Annotated in this window: 15 protein-coding genes; 4 read left to right on the top strand and 11 right to left on the bottom strand. The window is 52.7% G+C overall.

From position 1 onward, the window contains the following. Positions 1–78: 78 nt before the first annotated feature. Genes mtnN through HEM79_RS03010 form a run of 3 tightly spaced genes read left to right on the top strand, consistent with a single transcriptional unit; the run spans position 79 to position 2230 of the window. Entirely contained in the window at positions 79–777 is a 699-nt protein-coding gene (gene mtnN, locus HEM79_RS03000) for a 5'-methylthioadenosine/S-adenosylhomocysteine nucleosidase (protein ID WP_000689855.1), read from the top strand. Next, the gene (gene btuF / locus HEM79_RS03005) at positions 770–1570 is read left to right on the top strand and encodes a vitamin B12 ABC transporter substrate-binding protein BtuF (RefSeq protein WP_176241748.1); all 801 of its coding nucleotides are present in this window, start codon (positions 770–772) and stop codon (positions 1568–1570) included. Before mtnN ends, btuF begins: the two co-directional genes overlap by 8 nt. A 36-nt stretch (positions 1571–1606) precedes the next feature. Continuing rightward, positions 1607–2230 carry a TRIC cation channel family protein gene (locus HEM79_RS03010; protein ID WP_000964220.1) on the top strand — a complete coding sequence of 208 codons (624 nt, stop codon included), beginning with the start codon at positions 1607–1609 and terminating at the stop codon, positions 2228–2230. Between the two features lie 46 nt (positions 2231–2276). On the opposite strand, the gene erpA is transcribed toward HEM79_RS03010, so the two are convergent. Genes erpA through HEM79_RS22565 form a run of 4 tightly spaced genes read right to left on the bottom strand, consistent with a single transcriptional unit; the run spans position 2277 to position 4183 of the window. Beyond that, positions 2277–2621 carry an iron-sulfur cluster insertion protein ErpA gene (gene erpA / locus HEM79_RS03015; RefSeq protein ID WP_001295564.1) on the bottom strand — a complete coding sequence of 115 codons (345 nt, stop codon included), beginning with the start codon at positions 2619–2621 and terminating at the stop codon, positions 2277–2279. Beyond that, positions 2614–2679 carry a small protein YadW gene (yadW, locus tag HEM79_RS03020; protein ID WP_122998795.1) on the bottom strand — a complete coding sequence of 22 codons (66 nt, stop codon included), beginning with the start codon at positions 2677–2679 and terminating at the stop codon, positions 2614–2616. The genes erpA and yadW overlap by 8 nt, the downstream gene beginning before the upstream one ends. 23 nt (positions 2680–2702) lie before the next feature. Further along, on the bottom strand, positions 2703–4124 hold the full coding sequence (gene clcA / locus HEM79_RS03025) for a H(+)/Cl(-) exchange transporter ClcA (protein ID WP_000846360.1): 1422 nt from the start codon (positions 4122–4124) through the stop codon (positions 2703–2705). Further along, positions 4121–4183, bottom strand: a complete 63-nt coding sequence (locus tag HEM79_RS22565; RefSeq protein WP_212741837.1) for a hypothetical protein — start codon at positions 4181–4183, stop codon at positions 4121–4123. Before HEM79_RS22565 ends, clcA begins: the two co-directional genes overlap by 4 nt. Positions 4184–4348: 165 nt before the next feature. Between HEM79_RS22565 and hemL the strand changes: the two genes are divergently transcribed. After that, positions 4349–5629 carry a glutamate-1-semialdehyde 2,1-aminomutase gene (hemL, locus tag HEM79_RS03030; RefSeq protein WP_176241749.1) on the top strand — a complete coding sequence of 427 codons (1281 nt, stop codon included), beginning with the start codon at positions 4349–4351 and terminating at the stop codon, positions 5627–5629. A gap of 34 nt (positions 5630–5663) precedes the next feature. On the opposite strand, the gene fhuB is transcribed toward hemL, so the two are convergent. The 7 genes from fhuB to mrcB form a co-directional block, all read right to left on the bottom strand. After that, on the bottom strand, positions 5664–7646 hold the full coding sequence (gene fhuB, locus HEM79_RS03035; protein WP_176241750.1) for a Fe(3+)-hydroxamate ABC transporter permease FhuB: 1983 nt from the start codon (positions 7644–7646) through the stop codon (positions 5664–5666). After that, positions 7643–8533: a Fe(3+)-hydroxamate ABC transporter substrate-binding protein FhuD gene (fhuD, locus tag HEM79_RS03040; RefSeq protein ID WP_176241751.1), complete on the bottom strand. Its 891-nt coding sequence runs from the start codon at positions 8531–8533 to the stop codon at positions 7643–7645. The genes fhuB and fhuD overlap by 4 nt, the downstream gene beginning before the upstream one ends. Beyond that, positions 8533–9330 (bottom strand): Fe3+-hydroxamate ABC transporter ATP-binding protein FhuC, encoded by a 798-nt coding sequence (fhuC, locus tag HEM79_RS03045; protein ID WP_001158929.1) that lies wholly within the window; start codon positions 9328–9330, stop codon positions 8533–8535. The genes fhuD and fhuC overlap by 1 nt, the downstream gene beginning before the upstream one ends. A 50-nt stretch (positions 9331–9380) precedes the next feature. Further along, on the bottom strand, positions 9381–11624 hold the full coding sequence (gene fhuA / locus HEM79_RS03050) for a ferrichrome porin FhuA (RefSeq protein ID WP_176241752.1): 2244 nt from the start codon (positions 11622–11624) through the stop codon (positions 9381–9383). Between the two features lie 254 nt (positions 11625–11878). Then, complete coding sequence (locus tag HEM79_RS03055; protein ID WP_000323818.1) at positions 11879–12844, bottom strand: hypothetical protein; 966 nt, start codon at positions 12842–12844, stop codon at positions 11879–11881. Next, the gene (locus HEM79_RS03060; RefSeq protein ID WP_286178526.1) at positions 12844–14934 is read right to left on the bottom strand and encodes a DNA methyltransferase; all 2091 of its coding nucleotides are present in this window, start codon (positions 14932–14934) and stop codon (positions 12844–12846) included. The genes HEM79_RS03055 and HEM79_RS03060 overlap by 1 nt, the downstream gene beginning before the upstream one ends. A gap of 392 nt (positions 14935–15326) precedes the next feature. Continuing rightward, the gene (gene mrcB / locus HEM79_RS03065) at positions 15327–17831 is read right to left on the bottom strand and encodes a bifunctional glycosyl transferase/transpeptidase (RefSeq protein WP_000918199.1); all 2505 of its coding nucleotides are present in this window, start codon (positions 17829–17831) and stop codon (positions 15327–15329) included. Positions 17832–17973: the final 142 nt, after the last annotated feature.

A 17973-nucleotide genomic window follows, 5' to 3' on the forward strand; every position in this document is an offset into this window, starting at 1 on the left:
CTCCCGCGTGAGAAATACGCTTCCCCGTAAGCGCATGATAAACTATGCCCTCAAATCGGGCTTATCGCGAGTAAATCTATGAAAATCGGCATCATTGGTGCAATGGAAGAAGAAGTTACGCTGCTGCGTGACAAAATCGAAAACCGTCAAACTCTCCGTCTGGGTGGCTGTGAAATCTACACAGGTCAACTGAACGGAACCGAGGTTGCGCTTCTGAAATCGGGCATCGGTAAAGTCGCTGCGGCGCTGGGTGCAACTCTGCTGCTGGAACACTGCAAACCAGATGTGATTATTAACACCGGTTCTGCAGGGGGTCTGGCGCCAACGCTGAAAGTGGGCGATATCGTTGTCTCTGACGAAGCACGCTATCACGACGCGGATGTCACGGCATTTGGTTATGAATATGGTCAGTTACCTGGCTGTCCGGCAGGCTTCAAAGCTGATGATAAACTGATCGCTGCCGCCGAGTCCTGCATTGCCGAACTGAATCTTAACGCTGTACGTGGCCTGATTGTCAGCGGCGACGCGTTCATCAACGGCTCTGTTGGCCTGGCGAAAATCCGCCACAACTTCCCGCAGGCCATTGCGGTAGAGATGGAAGCGACAGCTATCGCTCATGTTTGCCACAATTTTAACGTACCGTTTGTGGTGGTACGCGCCATCTCCGACGTGGCTGATCAACAGTCTCATCTCAGCTTCGACGAATTTCTGGCCGTTGCAGCCAAACAGTCCAGCCTGATGGTTGAATCACTGGTGCAGAAACTGGCTCATGGCTAAGTCACTGTTCAGGGCGCTGGTCGCCCTGTCTTTTCTCGCGCCGCTGTGGCTAAACGCCGCGCCGCGCGTTATCACACTTTCTCCTGCCAACACTGAACTTGCCTTTGCCGCCGGGATCACGCCGGTAGGGGTCAGCAGTTATTCCGACTACCCGCCAGAAGCACAGAAGATTGAGCAGGTTTCCACCTGGCAAGGGATGAATCTGGAACGCATCGTGGCGCTGAAACCCGATTTGGTGGTTGCCTGGCGCGGAGGCAATGCCGAGCGGCAGGTTGACCAGCTTGCTTCACTGGGAATAAACGTCATGTGGGTCGATGCGACAAGCATTGAACAAATTGCCGATGCGTTACGTCAACTGGCTCCCTGGAGTCCGCAACCTGACAAGGCCGGGAAAGCCGCGCAAACCTTACTGGAACAGTATACGCAACTGAAAGCGCAATATGCTGATAAACCGAAAAAACGTGTTTTCTTACAATTCGGCATTAATCCGCCGTTCACCAGCGGAAAAGAGTCGATTCAGAACCAGATACTGGAAGTTTGCGGCGGAGAAAACATCTTTAAAGACAGTCGAGTTCCCTGGCCGCAGGTTAGCCGTGAACAAGTATTAGCACGCGCGCCGCAGGCTATTGTCATCACTGGCGGAGCGGATAAAATTCCTAAAATAAAGCAATACTGGGGCGAACAACTCAAAATTCCCGTTATTCCTCTCACAAGTGACTGGTTTGAACGCGCAAGCCCACGTATTATCCTCGCTGCACAACAACTCTGTAATGCGCTTTCACAAGTGGATTAGCGCCTGACCTTTCAGGTGCTCAGTGGGGATTGAAAAATGCTCGTCTATTGGCTGGATATAGTCGGTACAGCGGTATTTGCCATCTCCGGCGTTTTGCTGGCCGGAAAATTGCGTATGGACCCTTTTGGCGTCCTGGTTCTGGGCGTGGTTACCGCAGTAGGTGGCGGGACAATTCGTGACATGGCGCTGGATCACGGTCCGGTATTTTGGGTGAAAGATCCCACCGATCTGGTCGTCGCGATGGTGACCAGTATGCTGACTATCGTTCTGGTACGCCAGCCAAGGCGCTTACCCAAATGGATGCTGCCAGTGCTGGATGCTGTTGGTCTGGCAGTGTTCGTTGGTATTGGCGTCAACAAAGCCTTTAATGCGGAAGCCGGTCCGTTAATCGCGGTTTGTATGGGTGTGATCACCGGCGTTGGCGGCGGGATCATCCGCGATGTACTGGCGCGCGAAATCCCCATGATATTACGCACAGAAATCTACGCAACGGCCTGTATTATCGGCGGTATTGTCCACGCTACAGCTCATTACACCTTCTCCGTACCGCTGGAAACAGCCAGTATGATGGGAATGGTTGTAACGCTATTAATTCGGCTGGCGGCTATTCGGTGGCATCTGAAATTGCCGACTTTTGCGCTGGATGAGAATGGGCGTTGAAGAGAGAAGATGTGCCGGATAGTTTATCCGGCACATTAACAGCAGATTAGATGCTGAAGGAAGAACCGCAACCGCAGGTGCTTTTCGCATTCGGGTTGGTTACGATGAAGCGTGAACCTTCCAGACCTTCGGTATAATCAACGGAACCGCCGACCAGATATTGCAGGCTCATCGGGTCAACCACCAGGCCAACGCCCTGTTTTTCGATGGTCATATCGCCTTCGTTCACCTGATCATCAAAGGTGAAACCATACTGGAAGCCGCTGCAACCGCCACCGGTGATATACACGCGTAATTTCAGATTCGGGTTATCTTCGTCAGCGATCAGGCTTTTAACTTTGTTGGCTGCTGCGTCGGTAAACTCCAGCGGCAGTGCTACGTCATCACTCATATTTTGCTCCAAACGACATCGGCAATTGGGCAAATTCTAACCCAATAATAACTGCCATTATCTAATACCCTGGTATTTCGTTCAAGTATTCTCACTGGCAGCCACGGCCTTGCTTCGCGCCAGCTGCTCCGCTTCCTGTTTTGCCAGCGTGCGGGCAAGAATCGCCGAGTATAACGGTTTTCCACCAGTAAATTGTGCTAATAGTGTTGCGCCAAGACCGGTAATAATCATTGGCAAAATGAGCTGATAGTTATCTGTCATCTCAAGTACCAGGATGATCCCGGTCAACGGCGCACGAACAGAGGCTGCCAGTAACGCCCCCATTCCAGCAATAGCAAATGTCCCTGCTTCAAGGTGGTATTGCGGAAATATCTCCGTGGCAGCCATGCCAAATGCCGTTCCCAAAACTGTACCGAGCGCCAGCATCGGGGCGAAAATACCGCCCGGCGCACCGGAAGAAAAGCAGAGCAGCGTAGTGATCACCCGAGCGACAAAAATAAAAATCAGCATTCCCATGCTGAAATTCCCCGCTGTGGCGATAGGAATCAGGTTAAAACCGCCGCCCGAAGTTTCTGGCGCAACGAACCCCAGCAAACCGCACAGGCCGCCAATCGCACCGCCCATCAGCACCCATTTAGTGATATTGCCGCCGTGCACACGGTGCAGTAAATCCTGCATCCCCAGTACCCATTTATTAAAAATAGGGCCGAAAATACCAAAAATAATCCCGAGGATCAGATAAAGCCACAGCGTATTGAGCGGCGCGTCAGAAAGTTTACCGACGTCAATTAACGCGACTTCGTGATTAAATATCCGGTACATAATGGTCGACATAATGACGCCAATAAATACCGCCTTAATCGAAATCAGCGTATAGCGAAATTGCGGACGCATCTCTTCGATAATAAATAGAATACCCGCCAGCGGCGCGTTAAAGGCCGCCGCCAGACCCGCCGCAGCACCGGTTGCCAGCAACGTGTGGCGAGCTTCATCACCTTTCATGCGGAAAATATCAAGCACCATACGGCCAATGTTACCGCCGATCTGCACGGTTGGTCCTTCACGCCCAAGAACCATGCCACCACCGAGTGTCCCCAACCCGCCAAAGAATTTCACCGGCAATACACGCCACCAGCGAACGGGACGTTGATCTTCCAGCGCCCCTTCAATTTCCGGAATCCCCGAACCACCTGCTTCTGGCGCGTATTTACGCACCAGAAAGTAGCCGAACATTGCCAGCACCGCCGAACAAAGAAAAGCGACGGTTAACAGAAGTGGGTAATTATCAGCGGTATGTACCAGCGCGCCCATACGTTGGTTTTGCAACCAGGCGACGCCTTTGTCAAAAGCAACTGCCGCCAGCCCGACAAGGGTGCCGACGACCGCCGCCATAAACAAAATGGCTAATGGCGTTTTGTCGCGCTCAAGAAGTTGGCGAATCAGTTGTCTGCGTCGCAGACGCGCGGCCTGCGGTATTTCATAAGAAGGAGTTTCGGTTTTCATCCAATGATCACATATTGGTCATACAAATAAGATGACGGCATTTTACTCGCTCGTTCCATGAAAATCCTTTGCAAAGCGTAATGTTTCAAATACTCAAAACTTTTATACTCTTAGAAATCCAGGTTGCAGCAGTATAAGCAACCTGATGTTTGACGAGTATTTAACTTGTTATGAATAACATAGAATAGCAGCCATTCACTTTTTCTACGAATCAGGAACCCTCCATGAGTAAGTCTGAAAACCTTTACAGCGCAGCGCGCGAGCTGATCCCTGGCGGTGTGAACTCTCCTGTTCGCGCCTTTACCGGCGTGGGCGGCACTCCACTGTTTATCGAAAAAGCGGACGGTGCTTATCTGTACGACGTTGATGGCAAAGCCTATATCGATTATGTCGGTTCCTGGGGGCCGATGGTGCTGGGCCATAACCATCCGGCGATCCGCAATGCAGTGATTGAAGCCGCTGAACGTGGTCTGAGCTTTGGCGCGCCGACCGAAATGGAAGTAAAAATGGCGGAGCTGGTGACCGAACTCGTGCCGACGATGGATATGGTGCGCATGGTGAACTCCGGCACCGAAGCAACGATGAGCGCCATCCGCCTGGCGCGTGGTTTTACCGGTCGCGACAAAATCATTAAATTCGAAGGTTGTTACCACGGCCACGCTGACTGCCTGCTGGTGAAAGCCGGTTCTGGTGCGCTCACGTTAGGTCAGCCAAACTCTCCGGGCGTTCCGGCAGATTTCGCCAAACATACCTTAACCTGTACCTATAACGATCTGGCGTCTGTACGCGCCGCGTTTGAACAGTATCCGCAAGAGATTGCCTGCATTATCGTCGAGCCAGTGGCAGGCAACATGAACTGTGTTCCTCCGCTGCCAGAGTTCCTGCCGGGTCTGCGCGCGCTGTGTGACGAGTTTGGCGCATTGCTGATCATCGATGAAGTTATGACCGGCTTCCGCGTGGCGCTGGCAGGCGCACAGGATTATTACGGCGTGGTGCCGGATCTCACCTGCCTCGGCAAAATCATCGGCGGTGGGATGCCAGTAGGCGCATTCGGCGGTCGTCGTGATGTAATGGATGCACTGGCTCCGACCGGCCCGGTCTATCAGGCTGGTACGCTTTCCGGTAACCCAATTGCGATGGCAGCAGGTTTCGCCTGTCTGAATGAAGTTGCGCAACCGGGCGTTCACGAAACACTGAACGAGTTAACCACGCGTCTGGCGGAAGGCCTGCTGGAAGCGGCAGAAGAAGCGGGAATTCCGCTGGTCGTTAACCATGTTGGCGGCATGTTCGGTATTTTCTTTACCGACGCCGAGTCCGTGACGTGCTATCAGGACGTGATGGCCTGTGACGTGGAACGCTTTAAGCGTTTCTTCCATATGATGCTGGACGAAGGTATTTACCTGGCACCGTCAGCGTTTGAAGCGGGCTTTATGTCTGTAGCGCACAGCATGGAAGATATCAATAACACCATCGATGCTGCGCGTCGGGTGTTTGCGAAGTTGTGATGATTTTGCCTCGCCCACCGGGCGAGGCATTCAATTAACGGCTCTGCTTTCTCAACAAATAGATAAAATACGGCGCGCCAATAAAGGTCGACAACAATCCCGCTGGGATCTGGAACGGAAACAGCACCATCCGCCCACACCAGTCAGCGAATACCAGCAGCAAACCTCCCACCAGCGCCGAAATCACAATGTGCGGCATCGTCCGTCGAAAGCCCATCATCCGCGCGATATGCGGTGCCATCAGACCAACAAAACTCAACGGTCCAATAGTCATCGTCGCGGTCGCTGTCAGACAGGCCGCCAACATCAGCAACGCAATTCGCGTCGGCGTCAGCGCCATTCCCACAGCTCGTGCGGTATCACCACCCAGCGGTAAAATGGTCAGCCAGCGGCGGCACAGCGGAGTAATCGCCAGCAAAATCACCATCACAATTCCAGTGCGCCAGACCTGTGCATCGGTCGCGTTGTAGGTCGAACCGGAAATCCAGGTCAGCACTTGCGCCATTCGCGGGTCACCACTCGCCTGCAACATCATCAGAAGCATGGTGAACGCGGTGCTTAACGCCATCCCCGCAAGCAACATCCGGTGTGGGGAAAAACCTCCGCGACCGGCAGCGATCATAATGATTAACAAGGTCACCGCCGCGCCGAGACTTCCCGCAGGCAACAGCCAGCCAAAGGCGTTGCCCGGCACCAGAAACAGCATCAACACGACGCCAAACGCCGCACCGGAACTAATCCCCAGCACTTCCGGGCTTGCCATCGGGTTGCCAGTCAACCGCTGAATAATGCAGCCCGCCACCGCCAGCATTACGCCCGCAAACAGTGCTGCCATAATTCGCGGCCAGCGCCAGGGCATTAAATCATCAAGCAGCGCCCCGCTCGCCCACGTCCAGCCGTGCGCATCACGGCCAAACGACAACGCCACCAACACTGCAATCAGCAGCAGCACGCCGCCAGCGAGAGCAAACGCCAGCACATGTTGGCGTTCAGTCGCGACACGATCGTTCACCTTCATATCTGGCGCACTAATGCTGCGTAAACGCGGCAGCAGCCACAGTAGCAGCGGCGCACCTATCAACGCAGTCACCGAACCGGTAGAAACTTCCATCCACACGCGGGTTAGCCAGAGAATGATTTGATCGGAAAGCCACAGAATTAACGCACCAATCAGCGACGCCAGCATCAACCGTGGCAACAAACGCCGCGCCCCCAGCATTTTTGCCAGCAGTGGCGCGAACAACCCGATAAAGCCGATAATCCCCACTGCGTTCACCAGCAGCGCACTGATGACTATCGCCAGCGACAGCGCCGCCAGACGCGCGAGCGACAAGGCCAGCCCGAGATTGCGCGCCACGCCATCATCAAGCCCCATCAGGGTTAACGGACGCAATAGCAGTAACGTCAGCATCACGCCGCCCAGCAGCTGCGGCCATAAACGCTCAACGCCGCCCCAGTCGGTTTGCGTCAGCGTTCCTGTACTCCACAGGAACATGCTTTGCAGTTGGTCGTGATGGAAGATAACCAGTAACTGGTTGATTGCCCCACAATAAAGGCTCACCACCAGCCCCGCGAGGATCAGCGTTACCGGCGAAAGGCGCTTGCCCCACGCGACGCCAAAGACAATTAAGCCAACGACACAAGCCCCTGCCAACGCGGCAAACTGGCTCGCCATCGCGCCGGGGATCGCCCAGAGCGTAGTGACGGTAATCCCCAATTGTGCGCCCGTTGCGACGCCCAGCGTGGTCGGTTCTGCCAAAGGGTTACGCAGCACTTGCTGAAACAACACGCCCACTAACCCCAGACCTGCGCCAACCAGCAGCGAAATCACCAGACGCGGCAGCAAGCTGTAGTGAAAAATCATCTGTTCAATGACATCGATATCCGGCGACCAGGCAGCCTGCGCCCACTGGTTACGCGGCAGCGCCTGCGAGAAGTTCATCCAGGTCAACACCGCTGCGGCAATCACCAGCAGCGCCAGCAATAACGCAGGGAAAAGCGCAATACGTTTACTCACGCTTTACCTCCAATGGCGTTATCCAGAATCCGCACAAAGTGCATTGCCGAAAGTGTCGCACCATAGAACCAGACTGCGGGTACGCGCTGAAAGCGTCCGGCACGGACAAACGGCATTGCCTGCCACAGCGGGGTTGCCATTAACGCGTCCATCTCTTTGCTGTTGTCGTGATCAAAACAGAGCACATCAACGTCTTTGTACGCTGCCAGACGATCGATACTGACGGCGGTACTGCCCCAGAAGTTGGTTTCACCCTGCCAGGCATTTGGAATGCCGTATTCATCGAGAATTTCCTGGAACAGGCTGTTTGGACCGAAGACCAACATATGGCGCGGATCAATCAATGTTGTCAGCAATAACGGGCGTGCACCACGCTTCACGAAGCGGGGTTTCATGCTGCGGATAAAATCTTCATATTGCGCTAAATGCTTTTCCGCTGCGCTTTGCAGGTTAAGCAAATCGGCCATTTCCGTCAGTGATTTACGCGCCATCGCCAGCGGCTGTTTGCCGTCGCTGAAGTCAAATCCGCGTCCCGGCGCAATACGAGCCAACATTTCTGGTGAAGGGCCATATCCCGCCGACCAGACCATAAACGACGGTTTCATTTCAGTCAGCAGTTCGAGGTTAGGTTCTGTACGCAAACCAACGTCAATCACCGACTCCGGCAATGGCGGCTCGCTGACCCACAGTCGATAGTTGATAGTATCCGCCACGCCGTAAGGTACGATGCCGAGCGCCAGTAGTAACTCCACCGGCAACCACTCCAGTGCCACAATACGATTTGGATCAATAGCCGCCGCGCGGGCGGTATTCATCTGCCATAACAACGGAGAAAGCGCCATCGCCGTTAACAGTCGGCGGCGCGAAATAAGAGGTAAGCCGTTCATTAATAAACAAAACTCACAGGTGCTGCACCCGCCGGATGTGGCAAAATCCCCATCGGGATGCCATAAATCATTTCGAGGGTTTCGCCGCGCATAATTTCCGCAGGCGTTCCCTGAGCAATCATTTCACCGCCGCGCAGGGCGACCAGATAATCACAGTAGCGCGCTGCCATATTGATATCGTGCAGCACGGCAATGACCGTCAGACCACGTTCCTGACTTAAACGATGCACCAGCGCCAGTACGTCAACCTGGTGGGCGATATCCAGCGCCGAGGTCGGTTCGTCGAGCAACAGACAACGGCTATCCTGCGCCACCAGCATGGCGATCCACGCCCGCTGACGTTCGCCGCCAGAGAGACTATCGACCAGACGATGCGCCAGCGGTTTTAAACCAACCAGCGAGATAGCTTCCTCGACCTTTTCGCGATCTGCCGCACCAAAGCGCCCCAGCGCGCCATGCCACGGGTAACGACCAATCGCCACCAGTTCACGCACCGTCATCCCTTCTGCCGGAGGAAGCTGCTGCGGCAAATAAGCCACTTTGCGGGCGAACGCTTTGCTGCTCCAGCTTTCCAGCGGCTGGGCATCAAGAAGAATTTCACCTTCCGACGGCGGCTGATGACGACCGAGCATTTTCAGTAACGTGGATTTACCGGAACCGTTGTGACCAATCAGACCGGTCACTTTCCCGGCAGGAAAGGTTAACGACAGCGGATGCAAAAGCGTGCGCCCGGGCACACGAAAGGAGATATTACGCAGTGCAAAAGTGGTATCGGAATGATTCGTGTATTCCTGCATAACAGCCAACTTGTGAAACGGGCACGGAAATCCGTGCCCCAAAAGAGAAATTAGAAACGGAAGGTTGCGGTTGCAACGACCTGACGTTCTGCGCCCCAGAAGCAGCCATAGGTATTAAAGCAGCTGGCGACGTATTCACGATCGAACAGGTTGTTGACATGCAGCGCCACGTTGGAGCCAGCCATACCGACTCGCGCCAGATCATAACGCACTAACGCATCCACGACCGTATAACTTCCCACTTTAAAGGAGTTAGCCGGATCACCATAGCTGGAGCCAGTATAACGACCACCAGTGCCCAGCGTCAGACCTGAAAGTGGGCCGTCAAAGAAGGTGTAGTCAGCCCACAGAGAAGCCATGTGTTTTGGCACCTGCGCAGGCGTATTGCCTTTGTAGGTAGTATCGGTGGTGTATTCCGCATCGGTGTAGGTATAAGAACCCACCACGTTAACACTCGCCGACAACGCCGCTTTTGCTTCGATTTCTACGCCACGTGCGCGGATCTCGCCACCTTCAACCGAGAAGAAGGAACCCTCAGGGTCCGCCATCAGGTTATTGGTTTTGGTGAGATTATACAGTGCACCTGTCACCACAATTGGGCGATCTTCCGGCACATATTTCACGCCGACTTCGTACTGCTTACCTTTAGACGGTGCGAAAATATTACCATCCTTTCCGACCTGGGAAGAAGGTTCAAACGATTCGCTATAGCTGAAGTAAGGTGTTACGCCATTATCAAACAGGTAATTAACACCACCACGCCAGGTAAACTGTTTGTCATCACGTTTATCGGTCGTCCCGGCAACGCGGTTAAGAGATTCTTGATCCGCCCAGTCATAACGGCCGCCCAGGGTGACCAGAACTTTATCCCACTGCGCCTGATCCTGAACGTAAATACCCGTTTGCTTCTGCTTATTCAGAATGCGGTAAGGGTCGGAGTTTGCCGGATCTTTCGCATTGAAGTCGAAATCGGTATTCACCGGATTGTACAGATCGAGCAGCGGTACGGAGTCGTCGTAACCAAACCAGGCGTTGATGTCGTTACGCATACGCATGAAATCAACACCTGTCAGCAGGGTGTGGTCAATATCGCCAGTGGCAAATTTGCTCTGCAGCTGGGTATCAACAGAGAAGTTTTGCAGTTTCTCATCATCAACGACGTATTTACGCGCCAGATAATGGCCTTTGTCCGCAGGCGCTAATGCCGCACATTGTTGGCTGTAAGCATTCGCCGGATCGGAGCAGACACCGTAACCATAAACGCTGTTTTGCGAGGTTTTGTTTTCCGCAAAGCGCAGGTTCTGACGCACGGTAAAGGTATCGTTAAATTCGTGGTCGAAGCTGTACCCTACCATCTTCTCATTACGAGAATAGGTGTTGTTTTTCGCGCCTTCGTTAAAGTCCGTCGGCAGACGCTTACCGTTCGGCAGCGGCTCAACGGTTCCCTCTTTTGGCAACCAGCCGTAATAACCGGTTTCCGGCTCGTTCTGGAAGTAAGAAAGGAAGGTGAAATTGGTTTTATCGTCCGGACGCCAGGTGAACGCCGGTGCAATAGCATAACGCTGCTCTTCTGACCCTTTCTGCTGAGCATTGGCAGAACGCGCAAGACCAGTCAGGCGATAAGAGTAAACGCCGTCATCATCCAGCGCATCGCTAAAGTCAAAACCAGTCTGGAACAGGCTGTCAGTACCGGCTTTAAACTGAACTTCTTTCAGAGGTTCGGTAGTCGGGCGTTTGCTGACCATGTTCAACAGGCCGCCAGGGCTGCTTTTACCGTAAAGCACGGAAACCGGGCCACGCATAATTTCAGCGCGTTCCAGCATATACGGGTCAATGACCGCATCGTTATAGAAGTTGCCCTGCAACTTCAGGCCATTCAGATAGTTATTCTGGCTTTGGCCTTCTGCAGCGAAACCGCGAATGATCAGGTGGTCATAGGTGTTGGATGCGCCACGCGTACCAACAGAGACACCAGGCGTGTAGCTGAGCGCCTCTTTTACTGACTTAGGCTGATGCAGCGCCATCTCTTCGGCGGTCACAACAGAAATAGACTGTGGCACTTTTTGAATCGGCGTATCTGTTTTGGTGCCGGTAGCGGATTGTCGCGCTGCTATGGTAGCCGCCGGCCCCCACGCGCTTTCTTGCGGTGCAGGTGCTGCGGTAACGGTGATAGTGTCTTCTTTCGGTTCAACCGCTGCCTGTGCATAAACAGACATGCCGCTAACCGCTGTGGCTACTACAACTGCGATTTTACGCAGCGAGTGTTTTGGCTGAGCAGTTTTGTAACGCGCCATTGGTATATCTCTGATGTAAAGTGAATGATAACGTAAACGAGAATGATTATTATAAAGATAAGATAATATTCGAAAGGCTGACGGGTTCGCAAGCGGTACGCAATATGCGCGCCCCTGAAGGGTCAATAAACAATCAGATGAAAAGAAAGGGTTAATTGTTTAGGCGGGATGTTACTGATATTGATTTATCTACGCCCTGTGTTCATTCACTCCACAAGGCGTAGTGATTTATTCCCCAGTCTATACAAGCAGCGTCAGGATAACGCTTTCAGAAGAAGCTGCGCGCGGTGCTCATCGCTCACGGCCTCCCAGGCTTCCGCGAGCTGAACGTGCGCTTGTTTACTGATATCTATAGAAACCGCCAGTCCTTCATCAACTTCCGGCGCCTGAGTGTTGTTCTCACTCTGTTCAATGGCACGGAAAATTGCTTCATTCATGGTGGCGGTATCGAGCGAACCCAGCCGGCTTTTTAGTGCCTGAGCGGTGGAGGCAGAAACCCACATGCGGACGATCTCTTCATTCACCGGCTCACTCTGCACGCGAAAATAGCAAAGATTCTCGTCTGACGGCAGCGGCACGTCAAAATATGGCTGGATCTTGATACCCGCACTCGTCGTCACAGAATAGCGTTTCTGCTTTGTATCCCGGTCATATATCCACAAACTTTTGCTGGCCTTACGTGCCCCTTTAGCTGGAGTAACATTCCATACCGCTGTGTACTGTTCCGGATTTGGCGGGATCATCCGCTCTTCAAAATAGAGGAATTCCGTCAGACTATCCTCCCATAGCAGCCAGCCTGTACGCATATCAGGGGTCTTATGAGGTGCGGCATCTCTTACCGTTTGCGTTCGACGTTCAATAAGCTCTGCGTATTGCTGGAAGACGTCATGCATCACATCGTTAGCATCACGAGTGGTATCATCAATACGGATCGAACGCGTTGCAGCTGGGTGCATAAGCGTAGTACCGCAGACTGACTTGATCGGTCTGTCCCGCAGGCCTGCTATGCGCAAGAGTTTCATCTCCAGCCCCAATCCCTGATAATTGACATCAATATGTAAATTGCTCCAGCCACCATCGGGAATATTTTTTGCCAGGCAGTAAACGCGGCTCCAGTCGCCTTCCTCCAGCTTTCTGCCCATCATGGCGGCAACCTGAGTTGCCAACCACCGTTTAGCAAATACCTTTTCAGTATCAGTAAATGCTTGTAAGTATGCCATTACAACGGATCCTTATTACCTTCCAAAAGAGCAATTGCCTGAGACCTGAAGGTCGCGAAGTCCAACATTTTCCCATGCAGTAAAAGACTTTCAGCCAGATATTCGCTGTAGAGAGTGCGATAGTCGATATCAGCCTCACGTTTAACGTGCAGATAAGGAAGCACGGGGATCGTACCATTTCGCTGGCTCAGAAATTCCTTAACTGAAATAGTTTTCGCCTCCGCCGTTGACACTGCCCGCTTGTTGCCATTTTCAACTTTACGACAATGCAGCATGAGATCCGCACCTGCGGTGTTATCGCTAACAAATTGCTTAAACGTACCGTGCTGCTTGTCGAAAATATCGATCCTTTCAATGGTAAAACCAGCATCCAGCACGGCATTACGCAGACGATTCCAGATATCCTCCGAAGAGTTCATAAATACCAACACCATCCAGTGCCCAGGTCTTAGCACACGATAACTTTCAGCCAGACTCTGCGTCATTAATTCCTGATATCTGTTGGCATCCTTTTTTTGTACGCGATTAACTATGGCTTCATCCGTGGCATCCGTATAGGACATTAACCAGGACTCCCACAACATATTCATTTCGCTATAGTTAATGTTGGCTCCAAATGGCGGATCGGTGAAAATCAAATCAACACTATTATCCGGCAGAAACGAAAGATCGGTCGCGGAACCCGTTTTAACCTGACAACGACCAACGTAGGCTTTAGCCGTGGTTTCAAGGTGATCAATAATTGATCTGGCCTTGCGTTCGAAGGTCAAAAAGATATTTGCTTCATTGAAAATATAAGGGACATTAAAATTTGCCGTATTACCGCTACCGCCCCAAAAACGGTACTCAGAAAGCCGGGTCACACGCTGATAGAGCGAAGTGAAAACAAAGCCGAGAAATGCGGCAATATTAGTATCTTCAACGCGATGAATCGCTTTCCACAACTGGCTCATCGCCGCCAGATTTCTGGCAGTATAAAAATGCTTTATGTTAGTCAGACCATGACGCTTGGGCTGTGCCAGATTCACCCCATCTGGCAGCTCGAAATCCGGGATGAACTCCTCAGCAAGATATTTGCCTGCGTCAATTGCGGTAATGAGCTTGAGATCGGCTTCTACAGGCGGCACCTCAGACTGAGCTTTACCGCAGCATTTGTACCCCACGAGAACCGGCACAGGCGTCGTTCGGGCAAGGCGCGATTTTTTGACCTGATGATGGCAATGAGGGCACGGGAACTCGCGCAAAAATTTATGTTCGCGCACGGTGTTACCGTAGCTACGGCATTCGTCCCAAAGCACAAACTCCTTACTACACTCACTGCAAATGACTTTGTATGACCAGACAGTAAAGAGCAACTCCGCCTCTTTTCCACAGGTACGGCATTGCGTTGTGTAAAGGGTTTTGCGCAGATCCACCAGACTCTCAGTAACTACTTTTACCGCCGCCGCGAGCGCAGCGGGATCACATTGCGATGTAAATCGATTAGCGATAAAACTGGCTGCAGGTGACAGTTCATTAAGAATGACATCATGGCCGGTCGTCAGCGCCGCAACCCCTGTCATACCGCTTCCCGCAAAGGGATCAAGCACCAGTCCGCCTTCGGGCAAATATTTTTGCAGCACCTGGGCAATCCCTTGAGGCGGAACTTTGGTGTGATATGTATGCGCGTCATAAGTATACGTATTCTTTCCTGCTGAAACGCCCTCCGCCACAGCCTCTTTCACGGTCTGCGCGGCTTCAGGATGCGATGAAAGAATTTCAGCCAACTGGTATTCACCATTGCCCCAAAGTTCTCCTTTTTTAAGTCGGGAGAGCAGAGCCGGGCCCGGCTCATCGCGCAGCACAATCGTGCCTTCATATTTGTCGGCTGTGGTTTTTTTACGTATCCCACGAGAGGCGAATGTTCGTGTCGTATTCAGATTTGCAAGATCGATCGCCAGACCCGCATTGAGCTTCGCAAGTAGCTCATGCAATTCTTTTATCGTATCGGCACTGGGTTCAATATCTCCGCGAATCCAGCGAGTAACTGCAATGTAAGAAGTGCCGAGATACTGCGCCACGCCTTTCGGATCCAGGCCACTTAATGCCATAATTTCCTGCAATAATGCCTGATAGTGATTCTCAGGATGTGATACTTGCTGACCAGAGCGCATCATCTTTTGCCCCCCTCATTAATACCAATAACAACGTTGAGAGATACCTCATTAGCGTGCACTGCTATAGTCATTCACTATTTACCTTTTTGATTCGCTTTCTCATTAAGTCCGGCAAAGGCTGTGTCGATACGCTTTCATCGACCATTCTGAGAGGATGTCTGTTGGCATCAAAGGAAGAATGCTTCACGCAAAAAATATTTAAATTCATTGCGTTGAATATTAAACAGGTCAATTTCTTCTGATATTTGCATCCCACTAAATTTAGCAGGTTCCCTGTATCCACAGAGAACCTGCCATTAGTATCAACGCATTACTACCTGAGAACGTTAATTACTGCCAAACATATCCTTGATCCAGCCTGCTACGCCGTCGCTGTCTTTCTGCTCCTGTTGCGCAGGCTGCTGCGGCTGAGAAGACTGATCAAACGGATTGCCCGACGGCTGCTGTTGAATCTCGCTTTGCTGGCACAACGAATCTGGATCGCTGGTCCATACTGGCAAAGTTCTCATACCACCGCTGCAAACAAAGTTACCGTCGTAGTCCACGCCCATATCCACAATATCCTCCGGCGGTACAAGATTCAGCGGCGTTGGCGTCTGGTTAGCCAGATAACGCTGGTAAATCGACATTGCCCCGCTGGCACCATACAGCTTAGTTGGCTGGTTGTTATCGCGGCCTACCCAGGTGATGGTCACCGTACTGCCGTCAATGCCCGCAAACCAGGTATCAACGTTGTTGTTGGTAGTCCCTGTTTTCCCTGCCAGATGCAGATTTGGATATTTAGCCCCAAGCTGACGACCCGTACCACGCTGCACAACCTGTTGCATGGTCCATAGTGTCAGATACGCCGCCTGTGCCGGAACAGCGCGTTCCGCCTGCGGGAAGCTCTGATAGAGCACTTTACCATCTTCAGCAATCACTGAACGCAGTGCAGAAAGCGGTGCGCGGTTACCGCCGCTGGCGATAGTCTGGAATGCCTGTGCCACTTCGATTGGTGTCAGGTTCAACGCCCCCAGCAGCATCGCCGGAACCGGATTCAGCTGATCTTTCGGCACGCCCAGCTTAATCCAGGTGTCCGTAACCGCAGGCAGCCCCAGCGCCATCCCCAGATTTACCGTTGGCACGTTCATCGAACGCGTCAGCGCATCCACCAGCATCACTCTGCCGCTTTCGCTATAACGACGATCATCGTTCTGCGGTGACCAGACCTGGCCGTTCGGCTGACGCAGCGCGATGGGCGCATCGGCAATCCACGTATTCAGGCGGTAGATTTTCGGCTGGCTTAATGCCGTCAGATAAGTCGCCGGTTTTGCCAGTGAACCAATCGAACGACGCGCCTGCATCGCACGGTTATAACCCGCAAATTGCGGTTCCGAACCACCGACCATCGCACGAACTTCGCCACTAAAGCGGTCGACGACCACAATCGCCGTTTCCAGATCGCTCAACTTACGCTGTTTCTTCAGTGCCGGAATACCTTCCACGGCGGCTTTTTCTGCGGCGTCCTGAGCCACCGAGTCAAAGGTAGTGAAGATCTTCACGCCGGAGAGATCTTTCACTTTATCGCCCAGTTTTGCCTGCAGCTCCTGACGTACCAGTTGCATAAAAGCAGGCTGTGGAGAGATTACCCCACCGCGCGGCTGTACGCCCAACGGACGCGCGCTCAACATGTCGTAGAGTTCTTGATCAATAATCTGCTGTTGTTGCAGCAATCGCAGCACCAGATTACGCCGCTCCAGTGCCAGCTTCGGGTTGCGCCACGGGTTGTAAATTGACGCACCTTTCACCATACCAACTAGCAGCGCCTGCTGATCAAGGCTCAACTCTTCCACCGGACGCCCAAAGTAGTACAGGCTCGCCAGCGGGAAACCACGGATTTCGTTGTCGCCACTCTGACCGAGATACACCTCGTTCATATAAAGCTCAAGAATGCGGTCTTTGCTGTAACGCGCATCCATAATCAACGCCATGTAGGCTTCGTTCGCTTTACGCCAGTAAGAACGTTCGCTGGAGAGGAACAGGTTTTTCACCAACTGTTGCGTCAGCGTACTCGCTCCCTGTACCGTGCGTCCGGCGGTCAGGTTTGCCAGAACCGCACGTCCGATGGAGTAGAGGCTGATACCGTCATGCTCGTAGAAATGCCGGTCTTCCGTCGCCAGCAAGGTATCCACCAGCAGATCCGGGAAGCCACTGCGCGGCACAAACAGACGTTGCTCGCCGTTTGGCGAAGAGATCATCGTTATCAGTCGCGGATCAAGGCGGAAGAAACCGAACTGACGGTTGTTATCCATATTGACGATGGTCGCCAGATGATCGCCATCAAAGGTCAGGCGCGCACGCACCTGCCCTTCTTTACTATCCGGGAAATCAAACGGACGGCGGATCATCTCAATGCTGTTAGCCTGCACGGTAAATTCGCCAGGGCGGGTCATCTTCGACACCTGACGATACTGGGTCGCCTCCAGCAGTTTCACCATCTCGTTCTTGCTGATGGTCATGTCTGGCTCAAGGTTTACCATCCGACCATAAACTGCCGCTGGCAATTGCCAGACCTTGCCATCAATACGGCTGCGAATTTTTTGATCGAGATAAACCCCGTAAACGGCGATTAACACCGCAAATACGATGCCCAGTTTCAGTAGCAGCCAGAGCCAGCCGCGTTTACCACGAGGCTTACGCCCTTTGCCTTTACCTTTGCGCGGCATCGGTTCTTCATCCTCATAGTCATCATAATCATCGTCATCTTCGTAACGACGACGGCTTACCTTTTGTTTGACAGGACGCGTCGGTTTCCCTTTGCGTCCAATTGGCTCGCGGTCATTCCCGGCCATACTTTTTCTCCGCAATATTCAGGCGCAAAAGCCCGATTTTCTGTTCTTCCGTTGCAAGACAGAAGAAGATATCTCTCAAAATTGCTTTTCTCCCTCTCCCTGTGGGAGAGGGCCGGGGTGAGGGCATCAGCACGCACATTAC

The sequence above is a fragment of the Escherichia sp. 93.0816 genome (genome assembly GCF_013368855.2).
Lineage (GTDB): Bacteria > Pseudomonadota > Gammaproteobacteria > Enterobacterales > Enterobacteriaceae > Escherichia > Escherichia ruysiae.